The 17,519-nt window shown below is 55.2% G+C and carries 17 protein-coding genes; 2 read left to right on the top strand and 15 right to left on the bottom strand.

Annotated elements, in window-relative coordinates; genetic code table 11:
- Positions 1–254: 254 nt before the first annotated feature.
- Positions 255–992, top strand: a complete 738-nt coding sequence (locus AC2FIS_RS19275; RefSeq protein ID WP_496774968.1) for a LytTR family DNA-binding domain-containing protein — start codon at positions 255–257, stop codon at positions 990–992.
- Positions 993–994: 2 nt separating this feature from the next.
- Here AC2FIS_RS19275 and pdeM read toward each other — a convergent pair whose 3' ends face one another.
- From pdeM to AC2FIS_RS19350, 15 genes are all read right to left on the bottom strand, one after another.
- Positions 995–1,657: a ligase-associated DNA damage response endonuclease PdeM gene (gene pdeM / locus AC2FIS_RS19280; protein WP_496774969.1), complete on the bottom strand. Its 663-nt coding sequence runs from the start codon at positions 1,655–1,657 to the stop codon at positions 995–997.
- A 41-nt stretch (positions 1,658–1,698) separates the two neighbouring features.
- Positions 1,699–4,110, bottom strand: coding sequence for a ligase-associated DNA damage response DEXH box helicase (locus AC2FIS_RS19285; RefSeq protein ID WP_496774970.1), 2,412 nt, complete (start codon positions 4,108–4,110; stop codon positions 1,699–1,701).
- Between the two features lie 40 nt (positions 4,111–4,150).
- A complete protein-coding gene (locus AC2FIS_RS19290) occupies positions 4,151–5,458 on the bottom strand; it encodes a DUF8689 domain-containing protein (protein WP_108861713.1) in 1,308 nt (435 codons plus the stop codon).
- Positions 5,459–5,574: 116 nt separating this feature from the next.
- Complete coding sequence (locus AC2FIS_RS19295) at positions 5,575–6,120, bottom strand: prepilin peptidase (RefSeq protein WP_496774971.1); 546 nt, start codon at positions 6,118–6,120, stop codon at positions 5,575–5,577.
- Positions 6,121–6,123: 3 nt separating this feature from the next.
- Positions 6,124–6,975 carry a tetratricopeptide repeat protein gene (locus AC2FIS_RS19300; protein WP_496774972.1) on the bottom strand — a complete coding sequence of 284 codons (852 nt, stop codon included), beginning with the start codon at positions 6,973–6,975 and terminating at the stop codon, positions 6,124–6,126.
- A gap of 31 nt (positions 6,976–7,006) precedes the next feature.
- On the bottom strand, positions 7,007–7,546 hold the full coding sequence (locus AC2FIS_RS19305) for a tetratricopeptide repeat protein (protein WP_496774973.1): 540 nt from the start codon (positions 7,544–7,546) through the stop codon (positions 7,007–7,009).
- A 49-nt stretch (positions 7,547–7,595) separates the two neighbouring features.
- Positions 7,596–8,576: a type II secretion system F family protein gene (locus AC2FIS_RS19310; RefSeq protein WP_496774974.1), complete on the bottom strand. Its 981-nt coding sequence runs from the start codon at positions 8,574–8,576 to the stop codon at positions 7,596–7,598.
- Between the two features lie 10 nt (positions 8,577–8,586).
- Complete coding sequence (locus AC2FIS_RS19315) at positions 8,587–9,555, bottom strand: type II secretion system F family protein (RefSeq protein ID WP_496774975.1); 969 nt, start codon at positions 9,553–9,555, stop codon at positions 8,587–8,589.
- Between the two features lie 12 nt (positions 9,556–9,567).
- The gene (locus AC2FIS_RS19320) at positions 9,568–11,019 is read right to left on the bottom strand and encodes a TadA family conjugal transfer-associated ATPase (RefSeq protein WP_496774976.1); all 1,452 of its coding nucleotides are present in this window, start codon (positions 11,017–11,019) and stop codon (positions 9,568–9,570) included.
- A 24-nt stretch (positions 11,020–11,043) separates the two neighbouring features.
- Entirely contained in the window at positions 11,044–12,279 is a 1,236-nt protein-coding gene (locus tag AC2FIS_RS19325) for a CpaE/TadZ family protein (RefSeq protein ID WP_113790557.1), read from the bottom strand.
- Between the two features lie 203 nt (positions 12,280–12,482).
- A complete protein-coding gene (locus tag AC2FIS_RS19330; RefSeq protein ID WP_496774977.1) occupies positions 12,483–13,106 on the bottom strand; it encodes an OmpA family protein in 624 nt (207 codons plus the stop codon).
- Between the two features lie 17 nt (positions 13,107–13,123).
- Complete coding sequence (locus AC2FIS_RS19335; RefSeq protein ID WP_496774978.1) at positions 13,124–14,530, bottom strand: type II and III secretion system protein family protein; 1,407 nt, start codon at positions 14,528–14,530, stop codon at positions 13,124–13,126.
- Positions 14,531–14,720: 190 nt separating this feature from the next.
- Entirely contained in the window at positions 14,721–15,596 is an 876-nt protein-coding gene (cpaB, locus tag AC2FIS_RS19340; RefSeq protein WP_496774979.1) for a Flp pilus assembly protein CpaB, read from the bottom strand.
- A gap of 160 nt (positions 15,597–15,756) precedes the next feature.
- Positions 15,757–15,972, bottom strand: a complete 216-nt coding sequence (locus tag AC2FIS_RS19345) for a hypothetical protein (RefSeq protein WP_113790553.1) — start codon at positions 15,970–15,972, stop codon at positions 15,757–15,759.
- Between the two features lie 123 nt (positions 15,973–16,095).
- Positions 16,096–16,305, bottom strand: a complete 210-nt coding sequence (locus tag AC2FIS_RS19350; RefSeq protein WP_496774980.1) for a Flp family type IVb pilin — start codon at positions 16,303–16,305, stop codon at positions 16,096–16,098.
- 352 nt (positions 16,306–16,657) lie between these two features.
- On the opposite strand from AC2FIS_RS19350, the gene AC2FIS_RS19355 reads away from it, so the two are divergent.
- Positions 16,658–17,518, top strand: coding sequence for a lytic transglycosylase domain-containing protein (locus AC2FIS_RS19355; protein ID WP_496774981.1), 861 nt, complete (start codon positions 16,658–16,660; stop codon positions 17,516–17,518).
- The last annotated feature ends 1 nt before the right edge of the window (position 17,519 follow it).

Raw genomic sequence — 17,519 nt, forward strand, 5'->3', positions numbered from 1 at the left:
CAAACAAACTGCCAGAACCAGAAGGCCTCACAGCCTGAGCATACCGTTGGGGCGCAAAAAATGCGCCCCAACGAAACTGAATTTTGCACAAGTTTGAAAATTGGCCATGATGTCAACGTGCTAAATTTCCCCCCTTTAAGGTTTGAATGTCTGAATGGGGCGTGTTAGCCGGGATTTCCCAGCCGTTTACAGTGTGTGAATGTTAGCTTTCCGGGGCTTTTGGCTGGGGCCCTGAAAGTGGTTTTTGATATGGTATGAATTCAAAGCTAAGACCCATCTTCAGCCTGTGCAGCCCACAACGCGTGGTGGCCGGAGCGTTCTTCCTTCCTATGCTGGCTTACGCTTTTCCGCCGTTCCAGATGTCGGATTTGCCGTTTGTCATAAGCTTCTTATTTTGGTTCGGGGTGATGGGTATCGCCGTTACGTCGACCTGGATGGCCCGAAAACTGATCCGAGAATCCGGGACTGTTCTGAACTTGCCGGTGCGTGATCTGGCAATCGCCCTGTTTGTTTTGCTGTTGTTTATCCCGTCCCTTTGGGTGCTGGCCGTGGTTCTGTTTTCCATTGGGGGCCACTCCGCACCCGGCATCCCGCGGGTTATTGGATACAGCGCCTTGTTTACCGCTGGTCTGATTCTGACCAGCCGGGCAGAACCCAAAAGCGCTCCACCATCATCCCCGGCGCCGCGGCTTGCGCGACGGTTGCCTGCGTCTTTTCAGGGGCAGATTTATCGCCTGAGCTCGCGCAATCACTATGTGGATGTGGTCACATCAGAGGGTACCTTTGCGATCCGGTTACGGCTCTCTGATGCGGTCGGGGAAATGGAGCCCTTGCGCGGGCATTGTGCGCACCGGTCCCATTGGATTGTGGACAACGCAGTCACAGGCACTGAGAAGGTAGCCGACAGAATCTACTTGAAGCTGGTGAACGGTGACCTGATACCGGTCAGCCGGAAGTACAAGCCGATGCTTGAGGACGACGGGTTGATATGATCTCAGCGTGGCATTGGGATGATTTTTGGATAAGGGCCGGTCAGGATGGCCATTGCCCGGTCGCCCATCAAGTCACTTAGAACTTTCTCGGAACTTCGCAGCCCGCCTGTATAGGTGCCATAGGCCGGTAGGATAAGCCGTGCATTATCCATCAAAAACGCCGGGCGTGTGATGGTCCGACCGCGTGCCCTAATGCGGGTCTTGGGATGATAGTGCCCCGAGATTTCGTCGTGACCACTGGGTTGGGCGATATGCCGGAAAACCAATGGGCCTGCCGTGTATTCAGCCAGATGTGTTCCGCCCAGATCTATTGGACCCGGGTCGTGGTTTCCTTCGATCCAAATCCATTGTCGGCCTGCCTGAAGGGCCGTCAACGAAAGCTTCTCGGCGGTGCCCAATGCGGCCAACGCGTGCAGATCGTCAAAGCTGTCGCCCAGGCAGATGACAGTTTGCGCGCCGGTTCTGTCGATGTCGGCTGCCAGCCGGGTCAGGGTGTCCTGACTGTCATAGGGCGGCAAAGAGGGACCACCGCGCCGCGCCATACGTTCGGATTTTCCAAGATGCAGATCGCTGACGCATAGCAGATTCCGGCTTGGCCACCACAACGCACCAGTTCCCAATGCGCGCAGGTCTTGTTCAGCAAAGGAAAACGCCAACTCGTTCATGGTACGTTCTTTGCCTGTTTTGACCGCTGGCGCAAGCTGATTTACTTTGCGTCTAGTCCCGCAGCCTGTAGCAACCGGGCGCTTTCCTCGGCCAACAGTCGTTCTTCGGCGGCACCTTTGACCGGTACTTTGCCAACCTCCAGAAACAACGGTGCAGCAAGCGGAGAGACCCGATCCAGCCGAACCAAATCGATACGGTCGCCAATTCGTTCAATCATCGCTTCAATGCGTCCAAAATCCACCAGACCGCGCATCGCTTCTTCGCGGGTGATCTGCATCAGCAGGTGGTCGGGGTCATATTTCAGCAACGTGTCGTAAAGGATGTCCGATGAAAACGTAGCCTGACGCCCGCTTTTTCGTTGCCCGCCTGTATTGCGCTCGATCAGGCCTGCGATCGTGGCTGAGGCGCGAAAGGTGCGTTTCATGACAGCGTTGCCCGCCAGCCATGTCTCAAGCCCGTCACGAAGTTCGCCCAGTTGGAACAGAGGGCGTGGGTCGGTCACAGCATCCAGGCCCCAAACCAGCGTCGCATAGTCGGTGGCAACAAAACCAAGCGGCGCCAGCCCGGTTTCCTCCATCCGCTTGGTCAATAAAAGCCCAAGGGTCTGTTGCGCATTGCGCCCGGCAAAGCCGTAAACACATAAATGTTCGCGGCCATCATTGGGAAAGCTCTCGATCAATAATCGGTCGCGGTGGGGCAATCGGGACATATCCCGCTGCAACGTTAACCACTCGGACGTGTGGGCAGGTAGTTGTGGCCAGTCGGGCTGATCGAACATGCGCAGGATACGGTCGCTGAGTTGGGTCGAGGTCGCGAACTTGGTGCCCGAAAATGTAGCGATTTTGGGTTTCTTGTCGGCCCGACGGGTGACTTCCACCACCATTTCGCGCAGCCCCTCGTAACACACGATCTGCCCGCCAATCAGGAACGTATCTCCGGGCGTCAGAGAGGCAGCAAATGCCTCCTCGACTTCACCCAGCGGTTTGCCCCCGCGATTGCGCTTTAGGCGGACTTTCAGCGTGTCTGTGTCCTGAATCGTGCCCAGGTTCATACGAATACGCTGTGCAGCCCGCGGGTCTCTTAGCTGCCATTGGCCGTCGGGTCGCTGCAACAGTCGCTGCCAGCGATCATAGGCGCGCAGCGCGTAGCCACCGGTCGCACAGAAATCCAAACAGGCGTCGAACTCAGCGCGGCTGAGGTCGGAAAATGGCCCTGCTGCTGTCATTTCGGTGAACAGGGCATCTGCATCAAACGGACCTGCTGCAGCGGCGATGAGCATATGCTGGCACAACACGTCCCTTGGGCCCGGTCCGCGCGGTTCGCCATCCAGATCATGGGCCTTTGCGGCCTCCAGCGCGGCGACGCACTCTACGACTTCGAACCGGTTCGCTGGCACCAAAAGGGCCTTGGAGGGGGCGTTGTAGCGGTGATTGGCCCGACCAATCCGCTGCACCAGACGCTTGACGTTCTTGGGCGCGCCAATCTGGATCACCAGATCCACATCGCCCCAGTCGATGCCCAGGTCCAGGCTGCCGGTGCAGACAATAGCGCGTAGGTCACCGCGGACCATCGCGGCCTCAACCCGTTCGCGCTGTTGCCGATCCAGGCTGCCATGATGGATGCCAATGGGTAGCCCGTCGTCATTGGCAAGCCAGATATTGTGAAAGAAAATCTCGGCCTGCGCGCGGGTGTTGTGAAAGATAAGCGTGGTCTTATGCCGTTTGATCTGCTCAACAACGGCGGGGATCGAATAGGCCGCCCCTCCGCCGGACCAGGGCGGCATCTCTTGCGTCTCAAGCATTTGGATATCGGGGTCGGGGCCGGGATCAGCCTGAATGATCTTGCAAGGATCGGGGTGGCGGGCCAAAAACTGCGCGATGGCGTCGGGGTCTTCGACTGTGGCCGACAGGCCGACGCGTCGCAGGTCAGGGCACAAGCTTTGCAAACGGGCTAGCGCCAGCATCAATTGATCGCCACGCTTGCTTTCGGCCAGGGCGTGAATCTCGTCCACGATCACGCGCTGAACGCCTGCAAACATCCGCGGGGCGTCTTCGTACGAAGTTAGCAAGGCCAGGCTTTCAGGCGTCGTCAGTAGGATGTGCGGAGGGTCCACGCGCTGACGTTTCTTTTGCGTGGCCGAGGTATCGCCTGTCCGGTCTTCAATGCGGATGGGCAGGCCAATATCGTCCGCCGGGCCGCGCAGGTTGCGGCGAATGTCGGCAGCCAACGCTTTGAGCGGTGAAACATAGAGAGTATGCAGGCCGGGGCGATCATTTTCCGCCAGTTCGGCCAGCGTCGGCAGGAAACCGGCCATCGTTTTGCCACCGCCGGTTGGCGCAATAAGCAAAGTGGCCGGGTCCGCAGCCCGGTCAAACATCTCTTGCTGATGTGGATGGATGGACCAGCCTTTGGCGTCAAACCAATCCGTGATCCGGGCGGGAATCTGCGTCATGAACGCAGACTACCCGGCCTGTCCTGGAAATGGCACGGCGTTAATTTACGATTATCTCGTCTTTGACGAACATGTTGGCCCAAGCCCTGTCGATCAGGTCGGGGCTCATCTGATAGGGGATGCCCTCGAATTCGCAGATTGAGATCATCTGGTCGATCAGGAAGATCGGCTGATAGTTGGCATAGACGTTGTTGATGGTCGGGTACTTGACCTTCAGCAAATGCACCAAAGCGGATTCGTCCAGTGGCATGCCGCGCTTCCGCGCCACCATTGCAAAGATTTTTAGGAAGTCTTCTTGAACGGGACCACCGATCTTGATCTTGAAGAAGATCCGACGCAGGGCCGCTTGGTCGAATATCTCATTTGGGTGGAAGTTGGTCGAGAAGATAACCAGTGTGTCAAAAGGCACTTCGAACTTTTCGCCAGACTGCAGGCCAAGAATGTCCTTGTTCTCTTCCAAAGGAACAATCCAGCGGTTGATCAGCGCCTGTGGCGGTTCCTGCTGACGACCAAGGTCGTCCACGATGAAGATGCCACCGGTTGATTTCAGCTGCAGCGGCGCCTGATAGGTACGTGCAGTCGGGTTGTAGACCAGATCCAGCATTGAAAGCGAAAGTTCACCACCCGTTACCACGGTCGGGCGTTCGCACTGAACATAGCGGGTGTCGAACCGCTTGCGACGGCGCAGGCTGTTGGGGTCATCCGCCTCTTGCTCGATCGCAGTGTGGACGATCGGATCATAGACCGTGATGACCTGACCTGCATACTCGATGGCACGGGGAACATAGACGTTGTCCCCCAGCGCGTCGCGAATACCGTTCGAGATTGAGGATTTACCGTTACCCGGAGGGCCATACATCAGAATTGACCGGCCGGCGCTGACTGCGGGGCCCAGATGGTCCAGCAGGCTGTCGGGCAGAACAAGATGTCCCATCGCACCAGTTAGCTGATCACGGGTCACCTGAATATTTCGGATTGACTGACGCTTGACCTGTTCCCGGTATACGTCCAGCGGAACCGGCATAGCGCCGAAGTATTCAGATTGGCTCAGCGCGTCCAGTGCACGGGCTTTGCCGGCATCGGTTAGCTGATAGCCCATCTCGTTTCCACTGTTGGCGTTCAGTGTGCCCGTCGCTTCGAGCAGTTTCTGTTCGCGTGCAATGTCTACAAGTTCTTGTGTCACCGCACCCGGCAAACAGATCGCTTCAGCGATTTCCGTGACCGTATCCACGTTCTTTCGGAATATCGTCTTAAGCAGAATGTCCCGCATCATCACGATGGGCAGTTTCATTTCGGCCATACCCTTGGGGGCAGGGGGGGCCATAACCGAGGTCGTCTGCATATTCATGAGCGTTGCCCGTCTATCCACTAATCACGCCAAAAGCCCCACAAGGGCTGCTTGGATAAAATCTTAACCTGCTTTGTGTCAGCACAAAGGCATTGAAAAGGCGGACTGATGATAGTTTATGAGCCGGAAACAGTTCCGAAAATCAAATAGATCGCCAAACTGGCCCCTAACGGAAAACCCATCGGAAATTTCTTGCCCTGATCCCAGCTCTCCCAGTCCGGGGCGATCGCCCGAAGGCGTGTGTGCTTGGCTAGCCTGTGCGTCACATATGCACCAAGCATGGCGCAAGTGGCGATCAGCGTCATAAGCAGATAGTCACCAGCCCAAACAAAAGCCGAGGCGGCAGCCAAAAACTTGGCATCACCTGCGCCCATGACGCCAGCCGCATTGAACAGGATGCCAAAAAACAGAACGACCACGATGTGCAACAATTGCCATAGATAGGGCGGGAGTGTCAGGGTAATCGGCCCTACGCCTCCGGTCGTCCATTCGGTGGCCCAGGGTGGCAGCACAAACAATCCGACAACTGCAAAAACCACAGCCAGCGCGATCACGGCGTGATTTTTGATCAGCATGCTACGCAGATCGGTGAACGCCACATAAAAGCAGATCGGCAACACAAACGGCAAAAACCACGCGGCTGCCGTCGCAGGTATCATCATGAATCAGGCCTCTTCAAGCGCGCGAAGCGATCGAACGGCTTCCTCATAATGCTGGGGATGGGTTGCGATGGCTTCGCGGAACAGGTTCTTTGCGGTCGTGATGTCGCCTTGTTTAATCGCAGAAATACCCATTGTATTCAGCAGCATGGCACGCTCAATCTGCGTCAGAGGAACAACTGGCATGTTATAGTTGCCCTGTGCGGCCCTGGCCAACACGAGGTTGTTCTTGGCGGTAAACAGCGATTTGTCCTGACGGATTGCTTCAGAAAACAATCTTTCGGCATCGGCGTAGTCACCGCGCGACAGCTTGGAGTAGCCCCAATTGTTCATAACGCTGCCAGGGCGCGTGGTCAGACCGACGGCTGTTTCGTAAAAGTGATCCGCGCGCTTCCAGTCTTTGCTGGAGTCTGCGACGACCGCCTCAAGACGGTAACGTTGGAACGTTTCATAGGTTGGAGGAACGGAATCCAGCGTCGACTTGGCTGTTGACCAGTCACCCGCGCGGACCGATGCGGCGGCGTATTCGACCCGGTCGACGTTGCTCGCGCCCTTCATGGTCGTCACTTTTTTCCAAGCCGAAGCGGCCTCGGTCGTGCGCTTAGCGCGGGTAAGAGAAATCGCGAGGCCCCGTTGCAGGTCGATCCGGCCTGGGTTTTTTGCGGCGGCCCCTTTGAAATAGGTCACAGCCTCGTTTGGGTCAGCTGCGGTCAGAAGAACCTCGTTCAGGTTGGTTTCGTCAATGACGTTCACCTCCTGATAGGTGCGTTCGACCTTTTCTTCTTCGGTCTCTTTATCGCAGGCGGACAGAACCATCCCGCAGATCACCATCGTCAGAATCAAGAATTGTTGGCGCATTTTTTTGCGTCCCTTACTGCTCTTGCCAATGTTACGGGAGCTTGCGCAGCTTGAATTGCCCGTTGCCTTGCTGCTCCAGTGTATATTCTTGTTTTTCCGGGGTAGTATTAACAGGATTTTCCATTTTTGCGAGTGCTAAGCGCAGATTGTCCAAGATTGCGTCACTTTCGCCATTGTCCAAAGCAAAGGCGCGTCTGAACATCTGCTCTGCCTCGGGGTATTCGGCCTTTTCCATCAGCACAACACCCAGATTATTCCACGCAATGGGCCAGTCGGGTTCATCCTCTATCGCGCGGCGCAGCAGTTCTTCTGCCTGCCCCAAACGCCTGAGACCCAAGTTTGCAGTTCCCATTGAGGTCAAGAGTTCCGTTGTCATCCCCTGATCCAGCGCGGCACGGGAAAAGGAAGTCAGCGCCAGCTCATATTCTCCCGATGCCATCAGTCGGTTTCCGACCGTAACCGGATCAACGGCATCGGCTTTGGGGTCAACGCCTGGAGCGTCCAGACCGTTTGAAAGGCCCGATTCTGTACAAGAGGCCACCATGGCAAGAACCAAGGTGGCCTGAAACATGTGGCGTAACCTGAACCGGATACACCTGAAGTTAAATGTCATCGGGATGCTATCCCCCACTTGCAAAGTCCGAAATGCCTTTTGCCGAGGGGCCGACCAGAATAACCAGCAACGGCGGCACAGTCAGGATCATTGTGGCAAGTGTCATTTTGGTTGGCAACTTGTTCGCTGCCTCTTCGGCGCGCATCACCCGCTTGTCACGCATTTCACCGGCATAAACTCTCAGGGCTTCGGCGATTGACGTACCAAACGTGGCCGACTGGATCATGACAGTCACGAACGAGCTGACGTCTTGAACGCCGCAACGTGTGCCAAAGTCTCTGAGAACGCTGTCCCTGTCTTTACCGGCCTTCAGTTCGTGTGCGACAACCTCGAATTCCGAGGCGATATCCGGGTAAGAAACCTTCATCTCAGCCGCGACCCGAACAATCGCCTGATCCAGCGACTGACCCGCTTCGACGCAGACCAGCATAAGGTCCAGAGTGTCGGGGAAACCTGCAACGATGGCTTCCTGCCGTTCGGCAACGCGCCGTGTAATCCAATAGCGTGGGAGGAAGTAGAACGCACATGCCGGGATCAAGACGCGCGTGGCCATCTGGGCCGGGGTGAATTCCTGATCGCCGGCAAAAACTGTGACCAACAGAACGCCAATCGAAATGCCGACCAATCCAAGCGCAAATTGAGCAAAGTGGAAAAACCGGACCGAGTCCTTGGACTGATACCCGGCTTGGCGCAATTTGAGCTCCATCGCGGACAGTTCTTCCTTGTTCTGTGGTTCCAGGAAGTTCGCGAATTTTTGAAGTTGCTCGTTGCGGCTGGATTGTCGCAGTTTGTCCTGTTTGCCCTTCTTGCTTTCCTTGGGGGCCGCATTCGAACGCTGAAGTTTCTTGAGGGGGTCTTCTGGTTGGTTCAGCATCAGTGGCACGGCCACAAGGATCATGAAGAATCCCAAAATCCCGACCACGATTAGTGGACCGAACGGCCCCAATTGCTCGGTCAGGACTTCATTGATTTGGGTCAGAAATTCCATACTCGAGCCCTCAGACTTTGATATTCGTAAGAATGCGCATGACGATCAGGTTCAATGTCAGCATGATGCCCACAAAGAAACACATCGGAATAAACCACGGGTGGTCAAGAACTTCGTCGTAATAGTTCGGAGACTTCACCAAAATGAACAACAGGCAGCCTAGGGGGAAGCCAGACAGGAACTTGCCGGACCATTTGGCCTCGGCCGTGATCGCATTGACACGGCGGAACAGGCGAAACCGCGCTCGGATAACCTGGGCCAATCCCGCCAAAATCTCGGCGAGGTTACCACCAGCCTGTTGCTGAATTCCGACCGCAACGGACAAAAAGCGCAGATCCTGCATCCCAAGTCGTTCGGCAAGGTCCTTAAGGGCTTCACCCACGTCACGACCATAGGCGCATTCATCTGCGATGATACCAAACTCCGTCCCAAGCGGATCCTGCACTTCACTGGCAACAATTTGAATTGTCGAAACGAATGGGTTGCCGACACGAAGGGACCGAACCATCAGTTCAACTGCGTCAGGCAGTTGCTCTTCCATCAAGCCCATGCGTTTTTTGGCCTTGTTGTTGACCCAAGCATAAACGCCGCCCACGCCAATCGCGATCGAAAGCGCAATCCGCAAAACGATCTCCGTTCCTGTGCCGATACTCAACCCGACATAGGCAAAGCCAGAAACCAACATCATGATCATGATCAATTGGCGCGGCGAAAAGGCGATGGCTGCTTTTTGTGCTTTATCAGCCAACAGCGAATAGAGCGGGATGCTCTGGGATTTCATATGCTGCTGCATTTCCTTGCGCAGCTGTTCCAGAACCTGTTCGCGCCCGACGCCTTTCTCGAGCATATCCAGACGCCGGTTCACCCGGCTGTTCAGGCTGATGGACTTGCCAAATGCCACAAGATAGATGCCCTCGACCAGGAGAAGTACTCCGACGAAGATCACAACATAGATAAGGGCCTCTACGGGCAGTTGCATTTCCGGATCTCCTTAGATGGCCGTAGGTTCGTAGATGGATGGAGGCAGATCAAAGCCCCACAGACGGAAGCGTTCGGAATAGTGGCTGCGGACACCGGTCGCGGTGAAATGGCCAATGATCTTGTTGTCCGGTGTCAGGCCAACGCGTTGGAACTTGAAAATCTCCTGCATCGAAATCACATCACCTTCCATCCCCGTAATCTCGGTGATTGAGGTCATTCGACGCGAGCCATCCTGCAAGCGGCTGGCCTGAACGATTAGGTTCACAGCTGATGAGATTTGGCTGCGGACCGCTTTGAGAGGCATCTCGATTCCGGCCATTGCGATCATGTTCTCGAGACGCGAAATCCCGTCACGGGCCGAGTTGGCGTGGATCGTGGTCATCGACCCGTCGTGGCCGGTGTTCATGGCCTGCAGCATGTCGATCACCTCGGCACCACGCGTCTCGCCCACGATGATGCGGTCAGGGCGCATACGAAGGGCGTTTTTCAGACAGTCGCGCGGGCTGACTTCGCCTTTGCCTTCCACGTTAGGAGGGCGGCTTTCCATCCTACCCACATGGGTCTGTTGCAGCTGAAGTTCCGCCGTATCCTCGATGGTCAGGATGCGTTCGGCGTCATCAATAAAGCTGGACAAGGCATTCAGCGTTGTCGTCTTACCCGAGCCTGTACCGCCCGAGACGATGATGTTCAGACGCGTAGAAACAGCTGCCTGCAAATAGGCGGCCATTTCCTCGGTAAAGGCGCCGAAATTGACCAGATCATCAATGGCCAGCTTGTCTTTTTTGAACTTACGAATAGAAACCAGAGACCCGTCTACGGCGATAGGCGGCACCATTGCGTTGAAACGCGAACCGTCAGCCAGACGCGCGTCAACATAAGGGTTGGATTCATCAACACGACGACCCACGGCGGATACGATCTTGTCGATGATCCGCATCAGGTGCTTTTCGTCCTTAAATGTGATGTCGCTGATTTCAAGCTTGCCGTGCCGCTCGACAAAAATCTGCTGAGGGCCGTTTACCAAGATATCGTTGACGCTATCGTCTTGAAGCAGCGTCTCAAGCGGACCTAGTCCGGTAACCTCGTCATACAGTTCTTTGGTAAGCTGTGACCGGTCTTCACGATTCAGAACGATGTCACGGGATTCGAGGATTTCACTCGAAATCGCACTGATTTCCGCCCGAAGTTCGGATTCTCCTGCCTTTTCAAGTGCCGCAAGGTTCAGGTTTTCCAACAGCTCCCGGTGCATCTCGATCTTGATTTCACTCAATCGCTCTTTGCGCTTGCGATCCCGGTCCGAGGCTACCGGTTCGGCGGCCTTCTTTTGAATTGGGCGGCGGGCGACGGCGTTGGCAGAGGCGGTGGTCGCTTTTTCAGGAGCGGGCGTTTGCGCCGCAGCCTGAGGCGCCGGAGCAGATTCGACCGGCTGCGCTGCTGGCTGCTTCTTATATCTTGAAAACACGGCGACTACCCCTCTGAAATACTGTTACGCGGCTTCAGCGCTGCTGCTGCCCAAGCTGTGAAGTGATTTTGCAAGTTTAGCTATTTCCCGACGCAGCGGGTTCTTGGCGGCGGATTTGGCCAGCGGCAATCCGTGATCACCGCTTTGCATGACTGGTTTGCCACCATCCGGCAATTGCAGATCAATTGAAATGCCCAGGCTTTCGCCCATGCGCTTGACCCGGCCTTTGCCATTCAGGTCAGTGAATTTCGGGGCTCGGTTCAGAGCGAACCGGAGCTTGTTGAACGGCAGCTCCTCGGCTTGGAGGGCGCGCTTCAACCGCAGCGCGTTCTGAGCGGATCGCATATCCAGTTCGATCATTGCAAAGTAAACATGTGCAGCCTGAAGAACCGTTTCCGACCAATGAACAAGGGTCGTCGGCATGTCGACAACCACGTAGTCGAATCTTCTGCGGGCTATTTCGATGACGCGTTCGATGTCTTCAGGGGTGATAAGGTCCAAGGGAACCATGTCGGACGGTGCAGTCAGGACCTCAAGCTTTTCCTCATAGGTTTGAAGGGCCTGCGAGAAAACATCGTCATCCATCAATGTGGTATCCGACAGCATTTCAAATACGGTTTCGCGTCGAGGAAGGTCCAGGTACGTCGACACGCTGCCATACTGCAGATCCAGGTCGATGACGCACACGGAAGGCGCCTCTTTGTCTGATGCAGTTGCTAACTCCCAGGCGAGGTTGACCGCCATAGTCGTTGATCCCACGCCGCCTGCCAGCCCATGGACCACAAACAGCGCGCCTTCTTTCGAATCACCGTGAGCGGCTGGAGCCGTTGCAACTGCAGTCGCTGCTACCGGATCAGGTTTGTTCATCCGCTCGATGGCTTCCTGCAGTTCTCCTTCGGGAAGAGGGTAGGGGACAAACTCGTCCGCGCCCTTGCGAAGCAGCTGGTGCAGAGACGCGGGTGTGACGTCTTCGGCGATCAGAACGATCTTGATCTTTTTTTCCTTGGCCTGAGAGATGATTTCGCCCATCAGGGAAAGGTTGTCTTCATCTTCTCCGTCAATGGCAAGCGCAACGAATTCAAGGCTTTCCGCCTCTGGCTGGCTGAAAAAGGCCAGGGCCTCAGCAAAGCCAAGGTCGCCCCAACGTTCGCCCAAAATGGTCTCCATGTCCTCGATCAGAAGATCAAAGTTTTGGACGTCACGGCTGATCGTGCAAGCCAGAATAGCAGTTCCGTCATCATGCGTTTTGGCGCTTGTCATTCACACAATCCTTGTCGTCTGGGCCTGCTCACTGCCCGAACATGTCTGTTTCGGTTCAGTTCGCTGTTGCCCGGTCGCGGCCAATTCGGGCCGCACTTCACCTAATTGTTGAAAGGATGGCTTGGAACTTAGGCAAGAATTTGGCGCAAAAGAACCAATTGTAGGGAAATGGGCGACGATGTCGCCCATTTCTTATGGATTATTCATTCGTCGCTGCCGCCAGCGTCGTCACGCTGGATGTAGCTTTCTCTTGTCGCGCTTTCGACGTATTCGCGGTACACGATTTCGGCGTATTTGCCATCCAGTACCAGCGGGTTGCGATCCAAGAAGCCCGACACTTCCGTCACTGTACGCCTGTTGCGGCGATCTCGGTTCGGAGTGTCGATCAGAGGTCGTGTTTTCCCAAAGGAAACAACAGCTTCCAAGCGTGATCGCGAGATCCCCTGCTGCGTCAGGAATGCAACGGCGGCGTTTGCACGGCGCTGCCCAAGCGACTGGTTATAGGCAGTCGATCCGACGGCGTCGGTATGGCCATAAACGCGGAACCTCACTTCGGGGAACTGCTTGATCCATGCCGCTTGCCGCAACAAGACCCGCTGCGCCTGAGCGTCCAGCTGAGAACTGTTAAACGCAAAATTGATCTGCGTTGGCACTTCTGCGGCAAACCGCTGGCCCAGGATTTGTGCGTATGTCAGCTCACCGTTCATGACCTGAATGTTGTTTAGGGTTGCGTTGCCAAAGGCGCCTTGGTCAGCTTCGTACCCCGCTTCACGTGTACACGCGGCAACGGCGACCGACAGACCCAGTGTTATGATCCACTTTTGCATTGGTCCTATCCTCTCAATCATTCCAGGATGTAGCCGTATGAGCTGCCAAAGTCTTGTTTGGCGACTTCAGACGCAGCACCCGAACCAACGCGTGTGGTTCGCGCCGTTTTTCCGTTCAAGAACAGGTCAAACTCGCTAGGCGGTTTGACGCGGTCTGTCGGCAGGGCCAGGGCTTCACCACGGGTGGGTGATACCAGATGGGCTGTGACGATGATAACCAGTTCAGATTGCTGACGCTGGTATTCCGCGCTGCGGAACAAAGCACCCAATACAGGAATGTCGCCGACCCATGGGATTTGGCTGTTCAGGTCCGCGAAGTTGTCCTGAATCAACCCTGCAATCGCAAAGCTCTCTCCGTCTCGCAATTCAACTGTCGTCTTTGTTTGACGCGAGATAAAGGTAGGCACGTTGTTGCCTGCAATTGAGAAGTTGGAGTTCGGGTCAATAGTTGAGACCGATGTTCCTAACTCAAGGTTGATCAGATCACCATCCACCACGCGAGGGGTAAAGAGAACCTGCACACCGAAGTTCCGATATTCGATTGCAATGTTGCCGTCGTCCGCAGGAACAGGAATCGGGACTTGGCCACCCGCCAGGAATTCAGCTTCCTGACCCGACAGGGCTGACAGGTTGGGCTCCGCAAGAGTTCGGGCAAGCCCTTTAGTTTCAAGCGCTTCCAACAGCAACCGTACCTGTGTTGAGCCAGCACCAAAGCCGAAAAGGATAGCGCCTGTATTCGTCTGTTGGAGGGGAATGTTGTTGTTCAATGCATTGGCCAAAGCGCCTGCGCTGTTCAGGGTGTTGAAGCCGCCCGTAACGTCACCGCCGCCAAAGCCCAGCGATGCAGTCAGACTTTTCGCAACCGACCGATTCATTTCGGCAAAGCGAACTTTCAGCATAACCTGTTGAACGCCGCCAACCGACATCAGATTAGACACCCGCTCGGGCGCGTAGCGCTCGGCCAGTTCCAGAGCACGGGCCAATTTGGCCGCGCTAGAAATCGTTCCAGAAAGAACGATGCCGTCGTTGGCAGTGCGCACTTCAATTGGCTCGCTAGGCAGAATCTGCCGTAGCCTTTCTTTGAATTCAGACACATCCGGCGATACACGGACCCGAACATTGGCCAGCAGGTTGCCAGCCCCGTCGAACAAAGTCAGCGTGGTCAGGCCAGGTGCCTTACCCAAAACATAGATGGTACGATCAGAAAGCGACGAAATGTCAGCGATGCCTGCGTTGGCGATGCTGAGTTCCGCAAATGGTGTTTCGCTTTCAACGACAATTGCGCGGTTCATCGGGACGTCCAGCGTTTCCGCCGTGCCATTCTTAACCACGCGAAGTGTTTCAGCCTGGACAGCAGTGCTGGCCGAACTGATAACTAACGCCAACCCCAGAAGGGTTGCGTTTAACCAAGATATTATTTTCATGTGACCTGCCTCTCCGATCACGCCTCGTTTTAGGTCTAACGCCTATGTGCGATAACACTGCGCGAATTGCGAATTTATTGCAATAATCAATGGTTTCTGGAATTTTCCTTATGTGGATAATGCGCAACATACGAAACGAGACAAGCCGCGCTGAAGGCGCGGCTTGTGGCATTAACGTGTTGATTTTACGCTAGTTTGTGCAGGGTGTTGTTATTCCGGTGTCGACGATCTCGCCGCCGCGGCGCGCTTTGACAGTACAAACCTTTTCTTGGACTTTGACAGGGGCGGGCGCCGCTTCCTCGATTCCCAGCAGTTTTCTTTGGTCGACTTCAATCGCAGTCGCAATGGTCTCATCTTGTGCACCGACCAGCGCCAGTGACAACCGCCCGGTGTTCTGTGCCTGGGCGAGAGCGGCGACCTGTTCCGGGGTAATCGCAACAGTGACCGTCCTGGCAATAGTTGTGCCGGTAACGTCCGATCCAGCGCTCTGATCAATTGCGATCAGTTCGATGTTGGTCTGGATCAGACGCGTGATCTCTCCTTCGCCGCCGGCATCCCTCAGGGATCCTGTCCAGTATACGTCAACGTTGTCGCCCGGTCGCAAAAAGCCAGACACACCTGATGCTACATCCACGCTGATTGCAAAGGCTCGCATGCCCTTCTTTAGGCGCGAGGTAATGCCAGCTGATTCGCCAGGCTGGGTAACTTTGACTTCCAAAAGGGCTTCGTCTTTTTCGATTGTACGAAGGATAAACCGATCGCCTCTCCCATCCTTGGGAAACAAAACAGCCATGTCCGAAAAAGTCCCTTCGGGAATGGCGTCCTCTGGCCATTGCACGGTGCGAACATCTTCCTGGGTAAGACGTTCCCCGTACTTCATGGCTCGGTTAATGACCATGACGTCCACTGTCGGAATTGTCTTTACATTCGCGAGAGCGTTTTGAGTGGCCAGCCTCTCCCGCTCTAGCTCCGCTTGCGTTTGACTGATGTAGTCTTTTGCCAAGTACACCGCACCACCGGCCAGAGCGACCCCAATAATCAGAACAAGTCCAAATACCGCACGCATTTGTGTCCCCTCACACTTCTTTTTTAGTTAGATGTCGAACAGAATACGACACCATTTGACCTCTGTCTAAACGTGAATTGTGTCGAAAAGGGGGACAATGTGGGGTTTTCTTATTGCCCGTTCGTCACGGTACGAACCAAAAATCTGATCAATTCAGCCTTTATTCGCCAAAGCTCACGGTGACTTCCATGGTTTCAACTTGATCTGCTACAGTTAACATCGCAGCACCGTTCTTTGTGTCAATGTCTCTAACTGGGCCTGCGATGAATAAGGCCACAACGCCAGCCATAAATGCAACAAAGGCCGTCAACACCACCCAATCAATAGTCACAGCCCCGTCTTCACATTTGCAGAAATTTGAGATTGTTCTAAACATGGGAGCACCACGGCGAGTGTTAGAAAAAATAAGGGGCCAAGTTTGCAACTCAGCCCCTTTTAATCTCGTCAAGACGATCAGACGATTACTGCGCCACTGTCGTCTTTGACGTCGCTTACAGCTTTATTCCGGGTTGACTTGGACTTCGGACACAACGGCAGTTGAAGTGGTGGTCAGCGCGGAGCCAATGTTGTCCGCAACAGCTTTGGTGCCGTTGCCGATCTGAGTGTATGCAACTGCGGCCAGGCCAACAACGGCTGCGGTCAGAACGACCCAGTCTACTGTTACGGCGCCGTCTTCGTCTTTGCGGAAATTCTTGATGAACTTGATCATGTTACGTCCCTCCTAAAGGATCAAAAAAGTCTATTAAACCTCGGCGTCTTTCAGAGCTTTCTCTCTCAGTCCGCTCCCGATCGTCTCGGTATGGCACTATGATTGACCGCTGTGCATGGCAGGAATTGGGCCAAACCCTATTTTTTTTTGGTAAAGTTTAACTTTTTGGTAGTTCTTTTAGTAAGTGATTGTAAGAAAACAATAAAAAAACAAACTTGGCAGAGATTGTCTGGTAGCCCCGATGCAAATTTGCGGCAAATGAGGCGAAATTGCCCCATTTCGCATTGTTTTTCTGGCCTTGCGGGCAGATTTGAGGTTCAACTCAACCAAAAGAAAAACATGAGGCAGGCAAATGAATCTCCGGCTCGCAATGACTTGCGCCGGTTTGGCGGCGTTGATGCTGTCTGGCCCTGTGCCAGTCGTGGCAAACGAGGTTGAGCCAAGAGGCGTCTACAAAAGGGTCAAGGCCCCTAAGCCCGGCACACGACCGCGCGTCACGGTCCAGATCACGCCCGATGAGCATGCGAAGACCCCGTCTGCCCCTAGTACAGGCGTAGATTTAGTCGAACCTGAAATCATTGCGCGCACGCGTGTCGTACCGCCAACTCTTCCCGGTGCGGGCAAAAAACCAGTTGGCTCGTACAAGGCTTTCTGGGAGAGAGTGTCGCCGTCCTTGGCCGAGACCGGGTCCGGACGACTGCACGATGCCATGAATGCACTGGCTGCCATCAACGTCGCGGCACCGCGTTTACAGACCCTGCAAAATATCGCCCAACAGCGCCGCGTGGATATTCTGCGCTCGACCGTGGGAACAAATGTCTCACCGGCATTGGTTCTGGCGGTCATTTCCGTGGAATCCGCCGGGCGCACCGACGCTGTAAGCTCGGCAGGGGCACAAGGATTGATGCAGCTGATGCCTGCAACCGCCAAACGTTTTGGGGTTCAGGACAGTACGCAGCCGTCGCAAAACATCGCGGGAGGTGTGAAGTACCTGAACTGGCTGATGGAAGAATTCGGTAACGACCCGATCCTCGTCCTTGCGGGGTATAACGCCGGGGAAGGGGCCGTACGTAAGCACGAAGGCGTCCCGCCTTACGCAGAGACCCGTGATTACGTACCCAAAGTTCTTGCAGCGTTTCAGGTGGCGCGGGCGTTGTGTTCGACACCGCCCCAGCTGATTACGGATGGGTGTGTATTCCAATCGCTGAACTGAA

The organism is Ruegeria sp. CDSB113, assembly GCF_059611045.1.